Consider the following 19,445-nt stretch of genomic DNA (forward strand, 5'->3'; position numbering starts at 1 on the left):
GATTCTTCAGAGCAGATCGCCTTTGCGACTGTCGAGGGGCATGAGGAACGAGTTGTCCTGCCACTGGGAGCCCAGATCGCTCACTTTGGAGTCTCCGGTCGTGCTGCCCGGCCATGTGGACAACGGGCTGAAGTCGCTGTGGCGGTTGCTGCGCTGACGGTTCAGCGCCGAGCGCAGGTTGGTCTGCGCCGCGATCATGGCGCGCTCTTCCTGCTCACGATCACGCAGGATTTCTGGCGTTGGCACTTCGCCAAGAAACTCACCCCGGATCTCGGAGACCGTGGGCAGGCTGTTGGAGCGGACCACCCAGTAGGGCAGGCCGCACTGGGTGAGCAGGGAGTGTTTGAGCTGCCGCGTGCTGCGTGGGATACCCGAGCGCCCGGGCACGTCCAGGCAACCGACCACCCTTCCATCGGCCTTGCAGACCGAAAAGGTGCAGTACACCCCGCCGAGCAGCCGGTACCAGTCCATGCCCTCGTCCTTTTCCCTGGGGAGGGTGAAGCGGGTCACGGGCAGCTTGATCATCACATGATGATCGTAGAACGCCCGGGACAGCCAGTGCCAGACCAGCAGCTCTTCGCTGTTGGTCACAGCTCGCGTGTCCAGTGGCCACTGTTTGGGGATGCGACGGCGCGCCCGTGCCTTCCGGTCTTCCCAGGCGCGGTACAGCATCGCGCCGATGGCCAGCAGAGCAGGCACCAGCACGGCCAGTAGCCATGGTTCGTTCCAAAGGGTCATTGAAAAACTCGGGTGGAATGTAACCTAATGTATTGAATCTGCAAGAAAAGTGTGCGAATGTCGTATTCAAGAAACGCCGCTGTTGTGAGATTCTTGGGGTTTCGGGGTAGCTTGCAGGCTGCGTTTGAGGCGCCGGTCGCTGGTTCCGGTCCTTCGTGGATCAGGCAGGTGGGTGGTCACGGTATTCAGGCCCCGTGCAGAAGGGGCTTTGGGGCTAGCGCAGCCGTGGACTTGTGGGCGATGTGTCGCTTGGCCGTGACAAAAGGCAAATTGTGCCCAAGCCGCAGCGCTTCGAACATCCCACAAATGGGGGATTCAGCGAACGTTGTTCAGAAATCCGGCGATGGCAGAGGTGAGTTGCTCGGGCTGGTCGCGGTGGGGACTGTGCCCGCAACTGGCCAGTTCGAGTGTCTGGACGCCTGGAACCCGCGCTTCGATCTCGCGCAGTTGTTGCAGGCTGCCGTATTCGTCGTTCAGCCCCTGAACTGCCAGCAAAGGGGCCTGGATGGTGCTGCAGTCTGCGCGGATGTCGAAACGGCGAAACGCCGGGCTGAGCCAGACATCGTTCCATTGGTAGAAGGCGTTGTCCACGTCGGCATGGTGACGCGCCAGGCGTTGACGCAACCCTTTTTCCGCGGGACCCGCTTCGTACAACCGACGGGCCTCGTCAATCGCCTGGACCGCGATGTCCTCGACAAAGACATGCGGAGCCATGACCACGCAGGCTGCGACGGGACACCGGCTCGCGTGCAGCAGGGCAATGCTCGCGCCGTCGGAGTGTCCGATGAGCACAGGTCGATTGACGTCCAGCCGCTGGAGCAACTCGGGCAACACATGCCAAGCCTCCCGATGCATGTAGTCGGGCTCATGGCGTCCTGCATGCCAGAAAGCGCCACCCCGCGGCTCACCGCGCACGTCAGCGACGGGATCCGAACGGCCATATCCCCGGCGCGAGTACAACCAGCCTGCACGTCCGGTGGTTGCGCACAGTTCGCGAGGCCAGTCGCGATCGCGCTGGGTCCACATCGACACACTGCCCAGCCCTTCATGCAGGAACACCAGCGGTGCCCGTTCCTTCGGTCCGGGAATGTGGGCGAACTCCAGTTCGACGCCGCGTATGTCTATGCGATCCATGGCGGGTTCTGACCGGCGTGTGGCGTCGGTTGGAAGTGAAAGCCTGTATTCTCGTCAGATGTCCCTGATGTTCGATTCCTTCTGGCGCGCGGTGGCTTATTGCATGCATCCGCGCGTGATCGGCCTGTCGTTTCTGCCGTTGGTCCTGATGGTGGCGCTGTCATTCGGGCTGGGCTATTTCTTCTGGGACACCGCGGTGGCTTCGGTGGCGGCCACGCTGGAGGCTTACGAGCTGATGCAGAGCTTTCTCGGCTGGCTGGAGCGAGTGGGCATGGGGTCCTTGCGTACCGTGTTCGCGCCGCTGGTGGTGCTGGTGCTGGCCACGCCGGTCATCGTGCTGCTGTGTCTTCTGCTCGTTGCGCTGTTCATGTCGCCCGCGATGATCGAGCTGGTCGGTCAACGCCGTTTTGCGCAGTTGGAACGCAAGCACGGCGGGTCGCTGCTGGCCAGCATTTTCTGGTCGCTGGGTTCTACGATCGTGGCCTTGCTGGCGTTGGTGATGTCAATGCCTTTGTGGCTGGTCCCGCCCCTGGTGTTGATCTTGCCGCCGCTGATCTGGGGCTGGCTCACCTACCGCGTGTTTGCGTTCGACGCCCTGGCGCAGCACGCCTCCAGCGCTGAGCGAAAGACCATTCTTCGCCAGCACCGCGGCACGTTGTTGTTGATGGGCGTGCTCAGTGGTTACCTCGGCGCGGCGCCCAGCCTGCTCTGGGCCTCGGGCGCGATGCTGGTGGCACTGGCACCCTTGCTTGTGCCGGTGGCAATCTGGATCTACACGCTGGTTTTTGCCTTTGCATCGCTCTGGTTCGCCCACTTCACCCTGGCCGCCCTGCAGCGCCTTCGCGCCTCTCAGGTGGTGGAGGCTGACGGGACTTCGTCTCCCCCAGGCATGCCACCTGGTTTTTGATCTTTTTGTGCCATGGACACGACGACACCTGAATTCGGATTGATCATCATCGGGGACGAAATCCTCTCGGGCAAACGCGCCGACAAGCACCTGCCGAAGGTGATTGAGCTGCTGCAGGCCAGGGGGCTGTCGCTGGCCTGGGCTCGGTGCATCGGCGATGACCGACCCCGCATCACGGCCGCCCTTCGTGATGCGTTTGACGGGACCGATGTGGTGTTTTGCTGTGGCGGTATTGGTGCCACACCAGACGATCACACACGCCAGTGCGCCGCCGCGGCGCTGGGGGTTGAGCTGGCGCTCCATCCGCAGGCGCGTGAACTGATCGAGCAGCGCATGCGCGATCTGGCCGCGGAGCGCGGCGAAGCTCACGACCCTGCTCGCTCCGACAATGTGCATCGCCTGAACATGGGGGTGTTCCCGTTGGGGGCCAGCATCATTCCGAACCCTTACAACCAGATCCCGGGCTTCAGTTGCATCGGGGCCGGTGGCAGCAAGGTGCATTTCGTGCCAGGCTTTCCAGTGATGGCCTGGCCCATGATCGAGTCGTTGCTGGACGGCCCCTACGCCCACTGGCACCGCCAAGGGGGGTGGCAGGAGCGATCGGTCGTGGTCATGGGCGCGATGGAAGCCGCGCTCACGCCGTTGATGGAGCGCATTGAGCGCGAATACCCGGTGAAGGTGTTCAGCCTGCCCAGCGTTGACCATCCGGTGCACGGGCGCCACATCGAGCTGGGCGTCAAGGGGGAAACTGCACAGGTGGCTCCTGCGTTTCAAGCGTTGATCTCTGGACTCCGAGGGTTCGGTGCCGATTTTGGCCCTGAAATGGTGCGTTAGAGGGTTGCACCAACAAGGTGCGATGTGTTTGCGCATTGTTGGTGCATCGAAGCCGATTCCAAGGCGTGCGCTCCATGCCATCGGCACCGTTTCCGGTCGGTTCAGGTCCTGAGCAGTCAAGGCGCTGCGCCATAATCCGTTCGAGTGTGCAAGTCAGCGGTGCCGGACGGATCAGACGGTCTGCTGATGGCACAAAAGCTGCTTAACTCCCATGTTGGTTTTTTCACTTCCACCCACCCGCTACAGGAGCTTTTGATGGCAAAGACCGTCGCAGACGTAATGCAAATGGTGAAGGACAACGACGTCAAGTTCGTTGACTTCCGTTTCACCGATACCCGCGGTGCGCAGCAGCACACCACCGTGCCCGTGTCGCATTTCGATGAAGACAAATTCGTTTCGGGTCACGCCTTTGACGGCTCCTCCATCGCTGGCTGGAAGGGCATCGAAGCCTCCGACATGCAGCTGATCCCCGATCCGAACACGGCCAACATCGACCCGTTCTACGAAGAGACCACGCTGATCCTGACTTGCGACGTGCTGGAGCCTGCCGACGGCAAGGCCTACGACCGCGATCCCCGTTCCATTGCCAAGCGCGCCGAGGCTTACCTCAAGTCCACCGGCCTGGGCGACACGGCTTTCTTCGGACCGGAACCCGAGTTCTTCCTGTTCGATGGCGTGCGCTGGAGCACCGCTCCGGGCCACACCTTCTACGAAATCGAAGAGTACGAAGCCCCCTGGAACAAGGGTGCCAAACTCGAAGGCGGCAACCGCGGCCACCGTCCCACCGTCAAGGGCGGCTACTTCCCCGTGCCCCCGGTCGACAGCACGCAGGACATGCGCGCCGAGATGGCCCTGATCCTCGAATCGCTGGGCATTCCGGTCGAGGTGTTCCACCACGAAGTGGCGGGCGCTGGCCAGAACGAAATCGGCACCCGCTTCAGCACCCTGGTGCAGCGCGCCGACTGGACCATCCTGCAGAAGTACGTGGTGCACAACGTCGCCAATGCCTACGGCAAGACCGCGACCTTCATGCCCAAGCCCTACGCCGGTGACAACGGTTCCGGCATGCACGTGCACCAGTCGGTCTGGAAAGACGGCAAGAACCTGTTCGCTGGCGACGGCTATGCCGGCCTGAGCGAGTTCGCGCTGTACTACATCGGCGGCATCATCAAGCACGCCCGTGCCCTGAACGCCATCACCAACCCTGGCACGAACTCGTACAAGCGCCTGGTGCCACACTTCGAAGCCCCGGTGAAGCTGGCCTACTCGGCCAAGAACCGCTCGGCCTCGATCCGCATCCCTTACGTGCCGAACCCCAAGGGCCGTCGCGTGGAAGCCCGCTTCCCCGATCCCCTGATGAACCCCTACCTGGGTTTTGCCGCGCTGCTGATGGCCGGTCTGGACGGCGTGGAAAACAAGATCCACCCGGGCGAAGCCGCCACCAAGGACCTGTACCACCTGCCGCCGGAAGAAGACAAGTTGGTGCCGACCGTGTGCCACAGCCTCGATCAGGCGCTGGAGCACTTGGACAAGGACCGCGCGTTCCTGACCAAGGGCGGCGTGTTCACCGACTCCATGCTCGACGCCTACATCGAGCTGAAGATGGGCGAAGTCACCCGTGGGCGCATCGAGGTGGCCCCGGTCGAGTACGACATGTACTTCAGCCTGTGATGCCCTGACCCGGTTCAACCGGGTGATGAGAATCGCCAAAAGGGACGGTCCAAAGCCGTCCCTTTTCGCGTTTCTGGTCGGCCATTCGCCACCGGTCGTTCGGTTTCAGGAACCGTGAGGCATGTTTTCGGTCATACTGGAAAGTGAACTGTCAAGCGCCCACTGGCGCATGGAGACTCTGCGTTGCTGAACATGACACCCGCTGCCTCGATTCGCTGGCTCACTCTTGCCATCACTTCTGCTTTTCTGTCGCCAGTACTGGCACAGGAACGCATCTACCGATGCGGCAACGAGTACACCAACAACGCGGTGGTGGCCAAAAGCCGCGGATGCAAGGTGATGGAGGGAGGCAACATCACCATTGTGCAAGGTACCTCACCGCAGGCTGCAACAGCGCCACGCACCAGTGCCGCACCCGCTGCGCCGCGCAGCGCCCCCCGCAACGATTCCGCCGAGCAGCGCTCGCGCGACAGCGACGCGCGCCAGATCCTCGAAGCGGAGCTGCGCAAAGCCGAGGATCGATTGGTCCAATCACAGAAGGCCTATGCCAATGGACAGCCGGAAAAAGAAGGTATCGAGTCGCGCAACCACCAGCGCTACCTTGACCGTGTGGCCGAACTCAAGGCCGCGTTGACGCGTGCCGAAAGCGATGTGAGCGGCCTGCGGAGAGAACTGAGCCGGATGGGTGGTGTGCCATCCGTCAGCCCCGGCGCCGCTGCGTCCGGCACGCAGACCGCGCCCGAATCTGCCGCAAAATAGCGGCTTGAAAAACCCCAGCCCCAACCCCACTCCGTCCCCCGCCCGCGCATCGTCCTTGCCGGGCCACCCCGCTTCCCGCGCTGTACCCGCCCACAGCCGTTTCCAGTCCCTTGATCTGCTGGCCACCCTGGTGGCGGTGGTGGCGTCCGATGGGGCCGTGCTGTATGCGAACGCCGCTCTGGAAGATGCCTTGGGCATGTCCCGTCGCAGCATCGCGGGCGCGTATCTGCAGGACTGTTTCACCGACCCGCAGTTGCTGCAGAACGCGCTCTCCGGTGCCCGTGGCAATGAGTTTGCGGCCCTGCGTTACGACGCCTGGCTCAAGCGCGTGACCCACGAACCCCTGCCGGTGCACGTCGTCGTGGCACAGACCGAAACACAGGGCGAGGTGATTGTCGAGTTGCTGCCTTTGGAGCAGCAGACCCGACAGGAGCGTGAAGAGCGGCTCATCGACCAGGCCCAGGCCAACAAGGAGCTGATCCGCAACCTCGCGCACGAGATCAAGAATCCGCTGGGGGGTATTCGGGGCGCAGCGCAGTTGCTCGAACTCGAACTCGACAACAAGCAACTCACCGAATACACGCAGGTCATCATCCACGAGGCCGACCGGTTGCAGTCGCTGGTGGATCGCCTGCTCGCGCCGCACCGCCGCCCGCACGTGGTGGGTGACGTGAACATCCACGAGGTGTGTGAGCGTGTGCGCTCGTTGATCGTGGCCGAGTTTCCGAAGGGGCTGCGCGTGGTTCGCGACTACGACACCTCGATTCCCGAGTTCCGTGGCGACCGCGAGCAGCTGATCCAGGCGGTGCTCAACATCGCGCACAACGCGGCCCAGGCGCTGTCGGAGCGCATTGCCTCGGGCGACGCGCTGATCACCTTCAAGACACGCGTCGGACGACAGGTCACCTTCGGCAAGCAGCGCTATCGGCTGGCACTGGAATTGCATGTGATCGACAACGGGCCTGGCGTGCCCGACTCGATCAAGGACCGCATCTTTTTCCCGCTGGTGTCGGGGCGTGATGGCGGCTCAGGTCTGGGGCTCACACTGGCCCAGACCTTCGTGCAACAGCACCACGGATTGATCGAGTGTGAGAGCGCGCCCGGCCAGACGGATTTCAAATTGTTGATTCCGTTGCCTTGAAACCAAAACGCCTCGATTGAGGAAGGGAAGACGCTCACATGAAGCCGATCTGGATAGTGGATGACGACCAATCGATCCGCTTCGTGCTGGAGAAGGCGCTGCTGCGAGAAAACCTGCCCACACGCAGTTTCATCAACCCCCAGGAGGTGCTCAAGGCCTTGGCCGAGACGCCCGAGCACGAAGGCCCGCAGGTGCTGGTGAGTGACATCCGCATGCCTGGTGGCTCCGGCCTCGATCTGCTGGAGAAGGTCAAGGAGAAGCTGCCTGGCCTGCCCGTGATCATCATGACGGCCTTCTCCGATCTGGACAGCGCGGTGTCGGCCTTCCAGGGCGGCGCCTTTGAGTACCTGCCCAAGCCGTTTGACCTGCCCAAGGCGATCGAACTGATCCACCGCGCCGTCGAAGAGAGCCAGCGTGAAGAGGTCTCCCAGGAGTCGATCACCGACGCGCCCGAGATGCTGGGCCAGGCGCCCGCGATGCAGGACGTGTTCCGCGCCATTGGCCGGCTCTCGCAGAGCCAGGTCACGGTGCTGATCACGGGAGAGTCCGGCTCGGGCAAGGAGCTGGTGGCGCGTGCCCTGCACAAGCACTCGCCGCGCGCGGGCGGGCCGTTCGTCGCCATCAACACGGCCGCGATTCCGAAGGACCTGCTGGAGTCCGAGCTGTTCGGTCATGAGCGCGGCGCTTTCACCGGCGCGCAGACCATGCGCCGGGGCCGCTTCGAGCAGGCCGACGGCGGTACGCTGTTCCTCGATGAAATTGGCGACATGCCGTTTGACCTGCAGACACGCCTGTTGCGCGTGTTGTCCGACGGCCACTTCTACCGCGTGGGCGGACACAGCGCGGTGCGCGCGAATGTGCGCGTGATCGCGGCCACCCACCAGAACCTGGAACAGCGCGTCAAGGAAGGCGTGTTCCGGGAGGATTTGTTTCACCGCCTCAACGTGATCCGCCTGCGCCTGCCCGCGTTGCGCGAGCGCCGCGAAGACGTGCCCATGCTCACGCGTTTTTTCCTGCAGCAGAGCGCCAAACAACTGGGCGTGGAGCCCAAGCGCATCTCCGATGGCGCGCTGCGCCTGTTGGGGACGTTCGACTTCCCGGGCAACGTGCGCCAGCTGGAAAACGTGTGCCACTGGCTGACCGTCATGGCCCCCGCCCAGGTGATCGAACTCAAAGACCTGCCGCCGGAGGTGCTCGCGGGCGCCGGTGCGCTGTCGGACGCGCTGGTGGAGGCCCCGGCCCCGCAGGAGGTGCCCACGGTCGCGGCGGTGCCCGACACCGCGGTGTCGCCGGTGGTGACCGCGGTGTTCCCGCCGGCGGTGGGCGCGGCTCCCCTGGCCGAGGCACCACTCCCGTTGACCTCGGCCTGGGAGAGTGGTCTCCAGGCCGAAGCGCGTTCGCTGCTGGAAGCGGGTCGCACCGATGTGTGGGACGTGCTCACGCGCCGTTTCGAAACCGGGCTCATCCTCACGGCGCTGGCCAACACCCGGGGGCGCCGCATCGAGGCGGCGCACAAACTGGGCATCGGGCGCAACACCATCACGCGCAAGATCCAGGAATTGAATCTCGAGTGACCCCGCGGCGCTTCGCGCCACCCCCTGCAGGGGGCAACACCAGCGGCCCGGCGAAGCCGGTTCCGCGGTGTTTCTGGGTTGTGCTCCCCCTCTCTGGCGTCGTGATCAGGTCAGCGTCAACACCACCGGCGCGTGGTCGCTGGGGCGTTCGTTCTTGCGCGGCAGCTTGTCCACCACGCAGGCGGTGGCGCGTGATTTCAATGCTTCGCTGACCAGGATGTGGTCGATGCGCAGACCCCGGTTGCGGCGGAACGCGAACTCGCGGTAGTCCCACCAGCTGTAGTTCTTCTCGGGCTGCGGAAACAGGCGCACCGAGTCGGTCAGCCCCAGACCGATCAGCGCCTGCAGGTGGTTGCGCTCTTCGGTGGTGCAGTGGATCGTTTCGCGCAGGCCCACCGGGTCCCACACGTCGAGGTCGTCGAAGGTGATGTTGTAGTCGCCCATGAGCACCAGCTGCGGGTGCGCCACCAGCTCGGTGCGGACCCACTCGCGCAGCGCATCCAGCCAGCGCATCTTGTAGACGAACTTGTCGCTGTCGGGGGCCTGGCCGTTGGGGAAATAGGCGCCGATCACACGCACGCCAGCGACGGTGGCGCACAGCACGCGCGCCTGCTGGTCGTCAAAGCCGGGGATGTTCCGGACCACGTCCTCGGCCGGTGTCTTGCTCAGCAGCGCCACGCCGTTGTAGGTTTTCTGGCCGAACCATTGCGCGTGGTAGCCGATGTCGGTGAAGGCCTGCACGGGAAACTTGTCGTCGGTCAGCTTGAGCTCCTGCAGCGCGAGCACGTCCACCGGGTTCAATGCCAGCCAGTCGAGCACCTGCGGCAGGCGCACGGTGAGGGAGTTGATGTTCCAGGTCGCAAGGCGCATGGGTGTGTCGCAGGGAGTGAAGGGGTTGGAGCATTCTAGGTTTTCCGCCCCGTGGCCGCGCCATAAGACTCACTTAATCTGGCCTGCCCACCATGCATCCTCAATGCCGGCCTCATCGGGTCAGCGCTCAAGGAATCAGGATGCCTCTGGCCATCGCCGCCCCGAACCCGGGGTCCCTCCCGCCCCAGCCCGAAAGGGCTCCCGCTGCGCCGATCTTCGGCTGGCATTCCGCCGTCGATCCGGATCGGGCCGAGGTCGAGCGTTTCGTTCAACGCGTGTACGCACGCCACTTTGGTGCTCAGGTGCGGCACTTTGCGCCGCAGCTGGTGAGCCTGCGCGATCGGGCCAGCGGTGAGATCGTGGCCGCCGCCGGGTACCGGCAGGCCAGCGTGGCGCCCCTGTTTCTGGAGCGCTACCTGGACCGGCCGGTCGAGCAGTGCCTGTCGCAACCCGGCGCGCAAGTCCCTTCGCGGGACGGCATCTTCGAGGTGGGGCACCTGGCTGCGGAACGCGCCGGGGAAGGCCGGCGCCTGATTCTGCTGATGGCCCGGCACCTCGCCGAACGTGGAGCGCAGTGGGTGGTCAGCACCCTGACCGAAGAGCTGCGACACCTGTTCGTCCGCCTCGGCATCACGCCCCTGGCGCTCGGGCGTGCCGACGCGGCCGCGCTCGGTGGCGACGCAGGCGAGTGGGGCAGCTACTACGAACACCACCCGGTGGTGCTGGCCGGGCAGGTTCAGCACGCCCTGCGCCTGTTCGAACGCCGCCGACCGGCACAGGGGCTGGGCCTGTGACGCCGCTGCCCGAAGCCGTCGCGCTGAGCGACGGCGAGCGCCACCTCACCTGCGCCGAGATGCTGGCGGGCGTGGACGTGCTCGCCGAGCGCCTGCAAGCACAAGGCACCCGCGTGCTCGCCACGCTGATGGACAACTCGATGGCCTGGGTGGTCGCCGATCGCGCGGCCGAACAGGCCGGCATCGTGCATGTGCCGCTGCCGGTGTTTTTCACGCCGCAGCAGATCGCTCACGCATTGCAGGTGGCCGGCGTGGATAGCCTGCTCACGGTCCCCGCGCTGGCGCAGCACTGGCCCCAGGCCGAGGCCCACGACTGGGACGTGGTGGGCACGCCGCTGCGCTGCCTGCGCCTGCCGGCCGCGGGCCTGCCCATGCCGGCGGGCACCGCCAAACTCACCTTCACCTCCGGCACCACCGGCACCCCCAAGGGCGTGTGCCTGAGCACTCAAGCCATGCAACGGGTGACCGACGGGCTGGTGCAGGCGCTGGAGCCGCTGGACATCCGGCGCCACCTGTGTGCATTGCCCCTGGCCGTGCTGCTGGAGAACATCGCCGGTGTCATGGCACCGCTCGCCCGCGGTGCCGAGTGCCTCGTGCCGCCGCTGGCCGAGCTGGGGCTGACCGGTTCTTCCGGTTTTGACCCGGCCCGTTTTCACGCGGCGGTCGAGCGCTTCCAGCCCCACAGCCTCATCCTGCTGCCGCAGATGCTGCGCGCCTGGACCGGCTGGCTGCTGCAACAGGGCCTGCGGGCGCCCACCAGCCTGCGTTTGGTGGCGGTGGGCGGGGCCGCGGTGGGTGCACCGCTGGTGCTCGCCGCGCGCCAGGTGGGCATTCCGGCCCACGAGGGCTATGGCCTGTCCGAGGGCGCTTCGGTGCAGACACTGAACCTTCCAGGCGCGGACCGCCCCGGCAGCGCCGGCCAGGCCCTGCCACACGCGCGGCTTCGCGTGACCGCACACGGCGAGATCGAGATCGCGGGCAGCCTGTTTTCGGGCTACCTGGGTGAAGCGGCATCGCCACGCGAGTGGTGGCCCACCGGCGACCTCGGCGAGATCGATCCCGACGGCTTTGTGCACGTTCGGGGGCGCCTCAAACACGTCCTGATCACGGCCTTCGGCCGCAACGTCTCGCCCGAATGGGTGGAGACGGCGCTGCGCAGCGGCCCGACGCTGGCCCAGGCGGTGGTGTTCGGCGACGGCGAACCGGCGCTCAGCGCCGTGGTGTGGCCGCTGGCGGCGGTCTCCGACGCCCAGATCCAGGCCGGCATCGATGCCGCCAACCAGACCTTGCCCGACTACGCGCAGGTGCGGCACTGGGTCCGCGCCCAGGCCGGATTCTCCGCCGACACGGGGCTGGCCACGGCCAACGGCCGTCCGCAACGCAGCGCCATCCTCGACCGGCATGCCGAGGCACTCGGCATCGCTTCGGCCACGGCCGCTGCTTCCTGATTCATTGACGAAGGACCCCCATGTCATTCCATGCCCAACTGCTGCAACTCACCGAATCGTCCCGCATGGGGCTGCTCTCCGCCCCCATCATCCAGGGCTGCCTGCGTGGCGAGGTGTCGCTGCCGAGCTACGTTGCCTTCCTGACCGAGGCCTACCACCATGTGAAGCACACCGTGCCGCTGCTGCAGGCCTGCAAGGCCGCGCTGCCGCCGCACCATGCCTGGCTCAACGACGCCATGGACGAGTACGTGGAAGAGGAGCGGGGCCACGAGGCGTGGATCCTCGACGACATCCGCGCGTGCGGCGGTGACGCCGAGGCCGTGCGGCTCGGTCAACCCGGCCATGCCGCCGAGGTGATGGTCGCCTACGCCTACGACACCATCCACCGCCGCAACCCGCTCGGCTTCTTCGGCATGGTGCACGTGCTCGAAGGCACCAGCGTGTCGCTCGCGCTGCTCGCGGCCGACAACATCCAGAAGCCGCTCAATCTGCCCGACGCCGCGTTCAGCTACCTGCGCTCGCACGGCACGCTGGACCAGGAGCACACCGCGCACTTCCAGTTGCTCATGGACCAGATCGAAGACCTGCAGGACCAGCGCGACATCGTGCACGGCGCACGCGCCTTCTTCCGCCTGTACGGTGACGTGTTTCGCGGCCTGCCCTTGCCGCAGTCGCCGGTGGCGTTGCCCGCGCTGGCCTCGGCCGGGGGGGCGGCATGAAGGCCCCGCAAGCCCGGGTGGTGCTCACCGGCGCGAGTGGAGGCATCGGTCACGCCAGCGCCGCAGCGCTGCTCAAGGCCGGCGCGACGGTGATGCTGGTGGGGCGCTCGGCCCCCCGGCTGGCCGAGCAGGCGCGGCAACTGGTGCGCGAAACGGGCACCGATGCCTCGCGCGTCGAGCACCGCCTGGCCGATCTCTCGCGTCCGGAAGACCTGGCCAGCCTGTCGGTGATGGCCGCAGGCTGGGGCTGCAACGTGCTGGTGCACAACGCCGGTCTGGCCTCGTTCGGTCACTTGCAGGACCTGCGCCCGGCGGACGTGCAGGCGGTGCTGCACACCAACCTGATCGCGCCCATGCTGCTGACGCAGAGCCTGTTGCCCCACCTGCTCGCGCAGGCCCGGGCGCAGGTGATCTGTGTGGGGTCTGCGCTGGGGGCCATCGGACTGCCGGGCTACAGCGTGTACAGCGCCAGCAAGTTCGGCCTGCGCGGGTTTGCGCAGGCCTTGCGCCGCGAGCTGTGCGAGACCTCCGTGCGGGTCCAGTATCTCGGGCCGCGCAGCACGCGCACCGCCTTCAACAGCGAGGCGGTCGAGGCCTACAACCGCGCCACCGGTTCGGCCATGGACCGCCCCGAACAGGTGGCGCTGGAGCTGCTCGCCCTGATGGAGAGCGAGGCGGCCGAACGTTTTGTGGGCTATCCCGAGAAACTGGCCGTGCGCCTCAACGGCCTGGCGCCGTCCTGGCTCGATGGCAGTTTCAAGAAGCACAGCCGCAGCCTGCCACCGCTGGCGCCGGCGCTGCTCGCCCATTCCTGAACCGTTCTTTTTGGAGAAGATGTCATGCGTTTTGTTTCTGCCTCGAACCCCCTGACGATCGGCGCCACGCGCCGCCGTGCCACGCTGTCCCTGCTGGCCGCCGCCGTGATGGCGCTGAGCCCGACGGTCTGGGCCGCGACCTCCGATGAAGCGGTGGTTGACCTGCAGCAGGCCTGGGAGTTGATCAACTACAGGACCCCCGCTGCGGAGCGAGAGAAGAAATTCGAGGCGCTCGCCGACCGTGCTCACAAGGTCAGCGAGGCGTTCGCCGGCAAGCCCGAGCCCATGGTCTGGGAAGGCATCATCCTGAGCTCCTGGGCGGGCGAGAAGGGCGGCCTGGGTGCGCTCTCGCTGGTCAAGCAGGCCAAGGCGCTGTACGAAACGGCGATCCGGATTGACGGCAACGCGCTGGACGGTTCGGCCTACAACAGCCTGGGCGTGCTGTACTACAAAGTGCCGGGCTGGCCGCTGGGATTTGGCGACAAGGCCAAGGCGCGCGAGATGCTGCAGAAGGCGCTGGCGATCAACCCCAACGGCATCGACCCCAACTACTTCTACGCCGACTTTCTCGTGCAGACCGAGGAACCCCAGAAGGCCGTGGCCCACCTCGAAAAGGCCTTGCAGGCACCGGCCCGCGCCGGCCGCGCGGTGGCCGACGAAGGCCGCCGCACCGAGGTGCGCCAGCTGCTCGACAAAGTCAAGGGCAAGTAAGTCCCGCAGACATCGCGCGTGACGCGTGGAGCGCGGCAGGGCCGGGGCAATTCAACCGATGCGACGGTAGGTGACGAAAGCCAGCGGCAGGCCGCTGGCGGCCACCTGGCTGTCGCGCGCGGTTTCCTGCCACTCCACGCCCAGCGTGGGCGCGAAGGCGTCGCCCTCGAAGTCGCGTGCGATCTCGGTGACCACCACCGTGCTGGCCAGCGGCAGGGCCTGCGCGTAGATCTGCGCCCCGCCGATCACCCAGGCGTCGCTGCCGGGCGGGCACAGGGCGCGCGCCGCTTCCAGCGAATGCGCCACCAGGGCGCCCTCGGCACGCCAGTGAGCATCGCGCGTGACCACGATGTTCAGCCGGCCCGGCAGCGGGCGAAATTTCGCTGGGAGTGAATCCCAAGTCTTGCGTCCCATGATCACCGGGCATCCCATGGTGGTGCGCTTGAAGTGCGCCAGGTCTTCGGGCAGGTGCCAGGGTATGGCGTTGTCCTTGCCGATCACGCCGTTGGCGGCGCGGGCGTAGATCAGGTGGAGTAGGGCAGGAGGGAGGTCGGCCATGGGTGGGGGTGTGGTCGGAGCCCTCGGCCTCACACCGCCACCGGGGCCTTGATCGGCGGGTGGCACTCGTAGCCCAGTACCTCGAAGTCTTCGTACTGGTAGTCGAAGATCGAGTCGGGGCGGCGTTTGATGTTCAGCGTCGGGTAGGCGAAGGGCGCGCGGCCCAGTTGCAGGGCCACCTGCTCGTGGTGGTTGTCGTAGATGTGGCAGTCGCCGCCGGTCCAGATGAACTCGCCCACGTCGAGATCACACTGCTGCGCCACCATGTGGGTGAGCAGCGCGTAGCTGGCGATGTTGAAGGGCACGCCGAGAAAAATGTCGGCGCTGCGCTGGTAGAGCTGGCAGCTGAGCCTGCCGCGTTCGCCCGGGTTCTGGGGCGGCGCCACGTAGAACTGGAAGAAGGCGTGACACGGCATGAGCGCCATCTTCGAGAGCTCGGCCACGTTCCAGGCGCTCACGATGATGCGGCGTGAATCGGGGTTGGTCTTGAGGGTGTGGATCACGTCGGTGATCTGGTCGATGTGGCCGCCGTCGGGCGTGGGCCAGCTGCGCCACTGCACGCCGTAGACCGGGCCGAGGTCGCCGTCGGCGCGCGCCCACTCGTCCCAGATCGTGCAGCCGCGCTCCTGCAGCCATTTCACGTTGCTGTCGCCGCGCAGGAACCACAGCAGCTCGACGATGATGGCCTTCAGGAACACCTTCTTGGTGGTCACCAGAGGAAAGCCTTCGTTGAGGTCGAAGCGCATCTGGTGGCCGAAGACGCTCTTGGTGCCGGTGCCGGTGCGGTCGCCTTTGTCCACGCCGTTCTCAAAGACGTGGCGCATGAAATCTTCGTATTGCGAGCGCACGGGGCGCTGGGGGCGGTGGTCGGTCATGGGGCAACTTCGATGGGCAACGGGTGGGCCAGACCCGGATTGTGCCCGCTCTGCACCGTCCCCTGCGCCAGGGTGGACCGACACCCGCCAGCCGACTACGATGCGGCCTCGTTGTACGCCGACAGGAGACCCCGCCATGCCTTCACTCACGCTCTACACCAACCCCCAGTCCCGTGGCCGCATCGCGCACTGGATGATGGAAGAACTGGGTGAACCCTACGAGACCGTCTGGCTCGACTACGGCAGCGCCATGAAAGCGCCGGCGTATTTGGCGGTCAACCCCATGGGCAAGGTGCCGACACTGTGCCACGGCGATGCGGTGGTGACCGAGGCCGCGGCCATCTGCGCCTACCTGGGCGACCGGTTCCCGGAAAAAGGCCTGATCCCGCCGCCTGGTTCGCCGGCCCGGGCCGACTACTTCCGCTGGCTGTTTTTCGCCGCCGGGCCGCTGGAGCAGGCCGCCGTGGCGCGCTCGTTCGGCTGGGAGGTGCCAGCGGGCCGCAGCGCCATGGTGGGCTTCGGCAGTTACGCCGATACGATGCATGCGCTGGAACTCGGGCTGTCGAAGGGGCCGTATGTGTGCGGTGAACAGTTCACCGCGGCCGATGTCTATGTGGGGTCCAGCCTGGTCTGGGGCCTGATGTTCGGCACCATCGAGAAGCGGCCGGTGTTCGAGGCCTATGCCGCGCGGATGCAGGCACGGCCGGCTTCGCAGCGCGCGGACCGGATCAACGAGGCGCGCCTGAAAGCCGCCTGATACCGGGCCGTTTCAGGTCAGCCGGTCGAGGGCGCGGGTCGTCCACAGCAGGGCGATCAGCAGCAGCACCACCACCGGCATCACGGCACCGAGCCCGACCCAGGTGGCCAGCAGGCCGAACGCGGCCGGGATGACCGAGCCGCCCGCGTAGGCGGCCATCATCTGCCGGCCGATCACGGTGCGCGCCACGTCCGCCGGAAAGCGCCGCGCGGCCTCGTGCATCAGCGAGGGAAACACCGGCGCGCAGCCGAGCCCCATGAGCACCAGGCCGGCCAGCGACAGCGCCGGGGGCAGGCCGGGCAGGGCGAACAGCGTGGCACCGGCCAGGGCCAGCAGGACCCCCAGGCCCACCAGCCGCCGGTTGCCCAGGCGGTTCGAGACCAGGCCCACGCCGAAGCGCCCCGCGGTGATGGAGCCGAAATACACCGAGACCCAGAAGCCCGCCTGGGCCAGGCTGGTGCCCCGGTCATTGACCAGGATGCTGGCGGCCCACAGGCCGGTGCCCATCTCGGCCGCCACGTAGAACAGGAAACACAGCGGCGCCAGCCACAGGGCGCGTGGCGCGACCGGTTTGAACACCACGGGCGGCTCGCCCGTCGCCGCGCTGTCCGTGGGGTGGCCGTGTTCGCGCCGCCAGAGCGGCAGCGTGGCCCAGAGCAGCGCGGCCAGCGTGAGCTGGGCCAGCCCGAGGGCGAGCACGCCACGGGTCCAGCCGCCCGGGCTGGCCAGCGCCAGGCCCATCACGGCCGGGCCGGTGGTGGCCCCCACGCCCCAGAAGCCGTGCAGCCAGTTCATGTGGCGCGACGAGTAGTGCGCCGCGACGAAATGGTTCAGGCTGGCATCGACCGCGCCACCGCCCGCGCCCAGCGGAATGCCCAGCAGCACCAGCCAGGCAAACGACGGCGCGACCGAGAAACCCACCAGGGCCAGCGCGGTCATGAGGCAGCTGGCCGCCACCACCACGCCGGTGCCCACCCGCGCCACGAGGCGCCCGGCGAAGCCCGCGCTGAGCGCGGCGCACACCGTCATGGTGATGGTCAGCACACCCACGGCGGCGAGCGGCTGGCCCATGTCCGTCCGCATGGCGGGCCAGACCACGCCCATGACGGCGTCGGGCAGCCCCAGGCTGACGAAGGACACGTAGACGATGGTGAGCAGGAGCAGGTGGGCCAAGCAGCGGATCTCGGTGGGCGGTGGGTATGAGGGGCCGGCGCGGCCGGCCTGGCTCAGCGCGTCAGCACGCGCCCGGGGTTCAGCAGGTTCTGCGGGTCCAGCGCCTGTTTGATGGAACGCATCAGCGCCAGCGCCACCGGGTCTTTGTACTGCGGCAGCTTGTCCACTTTGAGGCTGCCGATACCGTGCTCGGCGCTGATCGAGCCCTCGAACCGCGCCACCGCGTCAAACACCAGGGTGTTCACGCGCGTCTCCTGCTCGCGCAGGAAGGCCTGGGGATCACCGTCGGCCGGCGCCTGCACGTTGTAGTGCAGGTTGCCGTCACCCAGGTGGCCGAAGTTGACCAGGCGCACGCCGGGAATCTCGCGCTCCAGCAAGGCGTCGGTCTCTTCGCAGAAGGCCGGGATGCGCGAGACCGGGATGCTGACGTCGTGTTTGATGTTCAGGCCTTCTTCGGCCTGCGCCAGCGGGATGCTCTCGCGGATGTGCCAGAGCGCGTGGGCCTGCTGCAGGCTCTCGGCGACCACGGCGTCGCTCACCACGTCTTGCTCGAACGCGGTCTCCAGCAGGCGCTCGAACTGCTCGCGGGCATGCGCTTCGGACTCGCTGTCGCTGTTTTCAAGCAGCACGCAATAGGCGCTGTGTTCCCAGAGCGGCACGCGCTGCTGCGGAAAGTGTTTCGCCACCAGGCTCAGCGCGAACTGGCCCATGACCTCGAAGCCGGTGAGGCCCGCGCCGAGGTGCTGGTGCGCCAGACCCAGCAAGGCAACGGCCGACGCCAGGTCGGGCACGGCGGCCCAGGCCGTGAGCCGGGCTGCGGGCTGCGGGTAGAGCTTCATGGTGGCGGCGGTGATGATGCCCAGCGTGCCTTCGCTGCCCACGAACAGGTCACGCAGGTCGTAACCCGTGTTGTCCTTGCGCAGGCCCGAGAGGCCATTCCAGACCTCGCCCTGCGCCGTCACCACCTCCAGCCCCAGGCAGAGGTCGCGCGCGTTGCCGTAGCGCACGACCTGCGTGCCGCCCGCGTTGGTGGCGAGGTTGCCGCCGATGGTGCAGCTGCCCTCGGCCGCGAGCGACAGCGGGAACAGGAAGCCCGCTGTCTCGGCGGCGTCCTGCAGGTTCTGCAGCACGCAGCCCGCGTCCACCGTCATGGTGAGGTTGGCGCCGTCGATGGCGCGCACGCGGTTCATGCGCGTCAGCGAGAGCACGACCTCGGTGCCCGAGTCGTCGGGCACCGAGCCCACCACGAGGCCCGTGTTGCCGCCCTGCGGCACGAGGGGCGCACCGGCCGCCACACAGGCCTTGACCACGGCCGCGACCTCGGCGGTGTTGCCCGGCCGCACCACGGCGAGCGCCCGTCCGCGCGAACGTTTGCGCCAGTCCTGCTCCCAGGCGGCCAGGTCGGCGCCGGGGTCGTCGTGGGTCAGCACCTGGGCGGCGCCCACGATGTCTCGAAGGGAGTGCAGCAGTTCGCTCATGGTCGGGCTTTGGGAGGGATCGGATCGCTGGCGTAGCCAGCCGCTGCGGCGCGCCGCGCCGCGTCGTCGGCGACGGCCGCCTTGCCGGCCGCGCGCAGGCGGGTGCGCACGTGCAGCGCGCAGGCCACGAAGAGCACCACGCACAGCAGCACCTCGATGCCCGCGAGCGCGGCCGAGAGGCCGGTGTCGCTCCAGGCACGCACCGCGCCTTCGGTGAAATACAGCCAGACCAGCAGGCTCACCCAGCGGTAGGTGTACATGCGGTTTTTCAGCAGGCCGGCCAGCGGGATGGTGAGCGGCAGCACCTTGATCACCAGCCACGAACCGCCCGGGCGCAGCGGCGCGAGCCACAGCTCCCAGGCCAGGCCGAGCACGATCAGGCCCAGCAGGCTGCCCACGGCGAGCGTGCGCGTCCAGCGCACGGCGGGGGAAAGGGGCGTCGAGGCGGGGGAGGGTGTCATGTGGGGGCGGGGGAGGGTTCGGGGCACC

General features: G+C 66.9%; 20 protein-coding genes. 12 read left to right on the top strand and 8 right to left on the bottom strand.

Annotated elements, in window-relative coordinates; genetic code table 11:
• Positions 1-6 precede the first annotated feature (6 nt).
• A complete protein-coding gene (locus IM738_RS04275) occupies positions 7-738 on the bottom strand; it encodes a hypothetical protein (protein ID WP_236964653.1) in 732 nt (243 codons plus the stop codon).
• 315 nt (positions 739-1,053) lie between these two features.
• Positions 1,054-1,872: an alpha/beta fold hydrolase gene (locus IM738_RS04280; RefSeq protein WP_236964654.1), complete on the bottom strand. Its 819-nt coding sequence runs from the start codon at positions 1,870-1,872 to the stop codon at positions 1,054-1,056.
• Between the two features lie 58 nt (positions 1,873-1,930).
• On the opposite strand from IM738_RS04280, the gene IM738_RS04285 reads away from it, so the two are divergent.
• From IM738_RS04285 to ntrC, 6 genes are all read left to right on the top strand, one after another.
• A complete protein-coding gene (locus tag IM738_RS04285) occupies positions 1,931-2,779 on the top strand; it encodes an EI24 domain-containing protein (RefSeq protein WP_236964655.1) in 849 nt (282 codons plus the stop codon).
• A 12-nt stretch (positions 2,780-2,791) separates the two neighbouring features.
• Positions 2,792-3,613, top strand: a complete 822-nt coding sequence (locus IM738_RS04290; protein ID WP_236964656.1) for a competence/damage-inducible protein A — start codon at positions 2,792-2,794, stop codon at positions 3,611-3,613.
• A 255-nt stretch (positions 3,614-3,868) separates the two neighbouring features.
• The gene (gene glnA, locus IM738_RS04295; protein ID WP_236964657.1) at positions 3,869-5,284 is read left to right on the top strand and encodes a type I glutamate--ammonia ligase; all 1,416 of its coding nucleotides are present in this window, start codon (positions 3,869-3,871) and stop codon (positions 5,282-5,284) included.
• A 192-nt stretch (positions 5,285-5,476) separates the two neighbouring features.
• Positions 5,477-6,043, top strand: coding sequence for a hypothetical protein (locus tag IM738_RS04300; protein ID WP_236966245.1), 567 nt, complete (start codon positions 5,477-5,479; stop codon positions 6,041-6,043).
• Between the two features lie 55 nt (positions 6,044-6,098).
• Entirely contained in the window at positions 6,099-7,184 is a 1,086-nt protein-coding gene (gene glnL, locus IM738_RS04305) for a nitrogen regulation protein NR(II) (protein ID WP_236966246.1), read from the top strand.
• A 38-nt stretch (positions 7,185-7,222) separates the two neighbouring features.
• Entirely contained in the window at positions 7,223-8,758 is a 1,536-nt protein-coding gene (gene ntrC, locus IM738_RS04310) for a nitrogen regulation protein NR(I) (RefSeq protein ID WP_236964658.1), read from the top strand.
• Between the two features lie 105 nt (positions 8,759-8,863).
• On the opposite strand, the gene xth is transcribed toward ntrC, so the two are convergent.
• A complete protein-coding gene (xth, locus tag IM738_RS04315; protein ID WP_236964659.1) occupies positions 8,864-9,628 on the bottom strand; it encodes an exodeoxyribonuclease III in 765 nt (254 codons plus the stop codon).
• Positions 9,629-9,768: 140 nt separating this feature from the next.
• Here xth and IM738_RS04320 point away from each other — a divergent pair, with 140 nt between their 5' ends.
• Genes IM738_RS04320 through IM738_RS04340 form a run of 5 tightly spaced genes read left to right on the top strand, consistent with a single transcriptional unit; the run spans position 9,769 to position 14,115 of the window.
• Positions 9,769-10,422, top strand: coding sequence for a thermostable hemolysin (locus IM738_RS04320; protein ID WP_236964660.1), 654 nt, complete (start codon positions 9,769-9,771; stop codon positions 10,420-10,422).
• Positions 10,419-11,870: an AMP-binding protein gene (locus tag IM738_RS04325; RefSeq protein ID WP_236964661.1), complete on the top strand. Its 1,452-nt coding sequence runs from the start codon at positions 10,419-10,421 to the stop codon at positions 11,868-11,870. Before IM738_RS04320 ends, IM738_RS04325 begins: the two co-directional genes overlap by 4 nt.
• A 20-nt stretch (positions 11,871-11,890) precedes the next feature.
• Positions 11,891-12,589 carry a TenA family transcriptional regulator gene (locus IM738_RS04330; RefSeq protein ID WP_236964662.1) on the top strand — a complete coding sequence of 233 codons (699 nt, stop codon included), beginning with the start codon at positions 11,891-11,893 and terminating at the stop codon, positions 12,587-12,589.
• Entirely contained in the window at positions 12,586-13,404 is an 819-nt protein-coding gene (locus IM738_RS04335; protein WP_236964663.1) for an SDR family oxidoreductase, read from the top strand. Before IM738_RS04330 ends, IM738_RS04335 begins: the two co-directional genes overlap by 4 nt.
• 24 nt (positions 13,405-13,428) lie before the next feature.
• Positions 13,429-14,115, top strand: coding sequence for a tetratricopeptide repeat protein (locus IM738_RS04340; RefSeq protein ID WP_236964664.1), 687 nt, complete (start codon positions 13,429-13,431; stop codon positions 14,113-14,115).
• Between the two features lie 51 nt (positions 14,116-14,166).
• Here IM738_RS04340 and IM738_RS04345 read toward each other — a convergent pair whose 3' ends face one another.
• Positions 14,167-14,673, bottom strand: coding sequence for a dihydrofolate reductase (locus tag IM738_RS04345; RefSeq protein WP_236964665.1), 507 nt, complete (start codon positions 14,671-14,673; stop codon positions 14,167-14,169).
• Between the two features lie 29 nt (positions 14,674-14,702).
• The gene (locus IM738_RS04350) at positions 14,703-15,548 is read right to left on the bottom strand and encodes a thymidylate synthase (protein ID WP_236964666.1); all 846 of its coding nucleotides are present in this window, start codon (positions 15,546-15,548) and stop codon (positions 14,703-14,705) included.
• Between the two features lie 136 nt (positions 15,549-15,684).
• On the opposite strand from IM738_RS04350, the gene IM738_RS04355 reads away from it, so the two are divergent.
• Positions 15,685-16,305 carry a glutathione S-transferase family protein gene (locus tag IM738_RS04355; RefSeq protein ID WP_236964667.1) on the top strand — a complete coding sequence of 207 codons (621 nt, stop codon included), beginning with the start codon at positions 15,685-15,687 and terminating at the stop codon, positions 16,303-16,305.
• 12 nt (positions 16,306-16,317) lie between these two features.
• Here the strand turns inward: IM738_RS04355 and IM738_RS04360 are convergent, their stop codons facing one another.
• The 3 genes from IM738_RS04360 to IM738_RS04370 are packed head-to-tail and all read right to left on the bottom strand — an operon-like array spanning position 16,318 to position 19,417.
• On the bottom strand, positions 16,318-17,478 hold the full coding sequence (locus tag IM738_RS04360; protein WP_236964668.1) for an MFS transporter: 1,161 nt from the start codon (positions 17,476-17,478) through the stop codon (positions 16,318-16,320).
• Between the two features lie 53 nt (positions 17,479-17,531).
• Positions 17,532-18,956 (bottom strand): FAD-binding oxidoreductase, encoded by a 1,425-nt coding sequence (locus tag IM738_RS04365; protein WP_236964669.1) that lies wholly within the window; start codon positions 18,954-18,956, stop codon positions 17,532-17,534.
• On the bottom strand, positions 18,953-19,417 hold the full coding sequence (locus tag IM738_RS04370; protein ID WP_236964670.1) for a DUF2069 domain-containing protein: 465 nt from the start codon (positions 19,415-19,417) through the stop codon (positions 18,953-18,955). The genes IM738_RS04365 and IM738_RS04370 overlap by 4 nt, the downstream gene beginning before the upstream one ends.
• Between the last annotated feature and the right edge of the window lie 28 nt (positions 19,418-19,445).

The sequence above is a fragment of the Hydrogenophaga sp. SL48 genome (assembly GCF_021729865.1).
Lineage (GTDB): Bacteria > Pseudomonadota > Gammaproteobacteria > Burkholderiales > Burkholderiaceae_C > Hydrogenophaga.

Coding starts and splice junctions, on each gene's coding strand:
- ntrC (WP_236964658.1), top strand. CDS start 7,223: ATGAAGCCGATCTGGATAGTGGATGACGACCAATCGATCCGCTTCGTG.
- IM738_RS04300 (WP_236966245.1), top strand. CDS start 5,477: ATGACACCCGCTGCCTCGATTCGCTGGCTCACTCTTGCCATCACTTCT.
- IM738_RS04345 (WP_236964665.1), bottom strand. CDS start 14,673: ATGGCCGACCTCCCTCCTGCCCTACTCCACCTGATCTACGCCCGCGCC.
- IM738_RS04355 (WP_236964667.1), top strand. CDS start 15,685: ATGCCTTCACTCACGCTCTACACCAACCCCCAGTCCCGTGGCCGCATC.
- IM738_RS04320 (WP_236964660.1), top strand. CDS start 9,769: ATGCCTCTGGCCATCGCCGCCCCGAACCCGGGGTCCCTCCCGCCCCAG.
- IM738_RS04350 (WP_236964666.1), bottom strand. CDS start 15,548: ATGACCGACCACCGCCCCCAGCGCCCCGTGCGCTCGCAATACGAAGAT.
- IM738_RS04330 (WP_236964662.1), top strand. CDS start 11,891: ATGTCATTCCATGCCCAACTGCTGCAACTCACCGAATCGTCCCGCATG.
- xth (WP_236964659.1), bottom strand. CDS start 9,628: ATGCGCCTTGCGACCTGGAACATCAACTCCCTCACCGTGCGCCTGCCG.
- IM738_RS04280 (WP_236964654.1), bottom strand. CDS start 1,872: ATGGATCGCATAGACATACGCGGCGTCGAACTGGAGTTCGCCCACATT.
- IM738_RS04275 (WP_236964653.1), bottom strand. CDS start 738: ATGACCCTTTGGAACGAACCATGGCTACTGGCCGTGCTGGTGCCTGCT.
- IM738_RS04285 (WP_236964655.1), top strand. CDS start 1,931: ATGTCCCTGATGTTCGATTCCTTCTGGCGCGCGGTGGCTTATTGCATG.
- IM738_RS04290 (WP_236964656.1), top strand. CDS start 2,792: ATGGACACGACGACACCTGAATTCGGATTGATCATCATCGGGGACGAA.
- IM738_RS04370 (WP_236964670.1), bottom strand. CDS start 19,417: ATGACACCCTCCCCCGCCTCGACGCCCCTTTCCCCCGCCGTGCGCTGG.
- IM738_RS04335 (WP_236964663.1), top strand. CDS start 12,586: ATGAAGGCCCCGCAAGCCCGGGTGGTGCTCACCGGCGCGAGTGGAGGC.
- IM738_RS04365 (WP_236964669.1), bottom strand. CDS start 18,956: ATGAGCGAACTGCTGCACTCCCTTCGAGACATCGTGGGCGCCGCCCAG.
- IM738_RS04340 (WP_236964664.1), top strand. CDS start 13,429: ATGCGTTTTGTTTCTGCCTCGAACCCCCTGACGATCGGCGCCACGCGC.
- glnA (WP_236964657.1), top strand. CDS start 3,869: ATGGCAAAGACCGTCGCAGACGTAATGCAAATGGTGAAGGACAACGAC.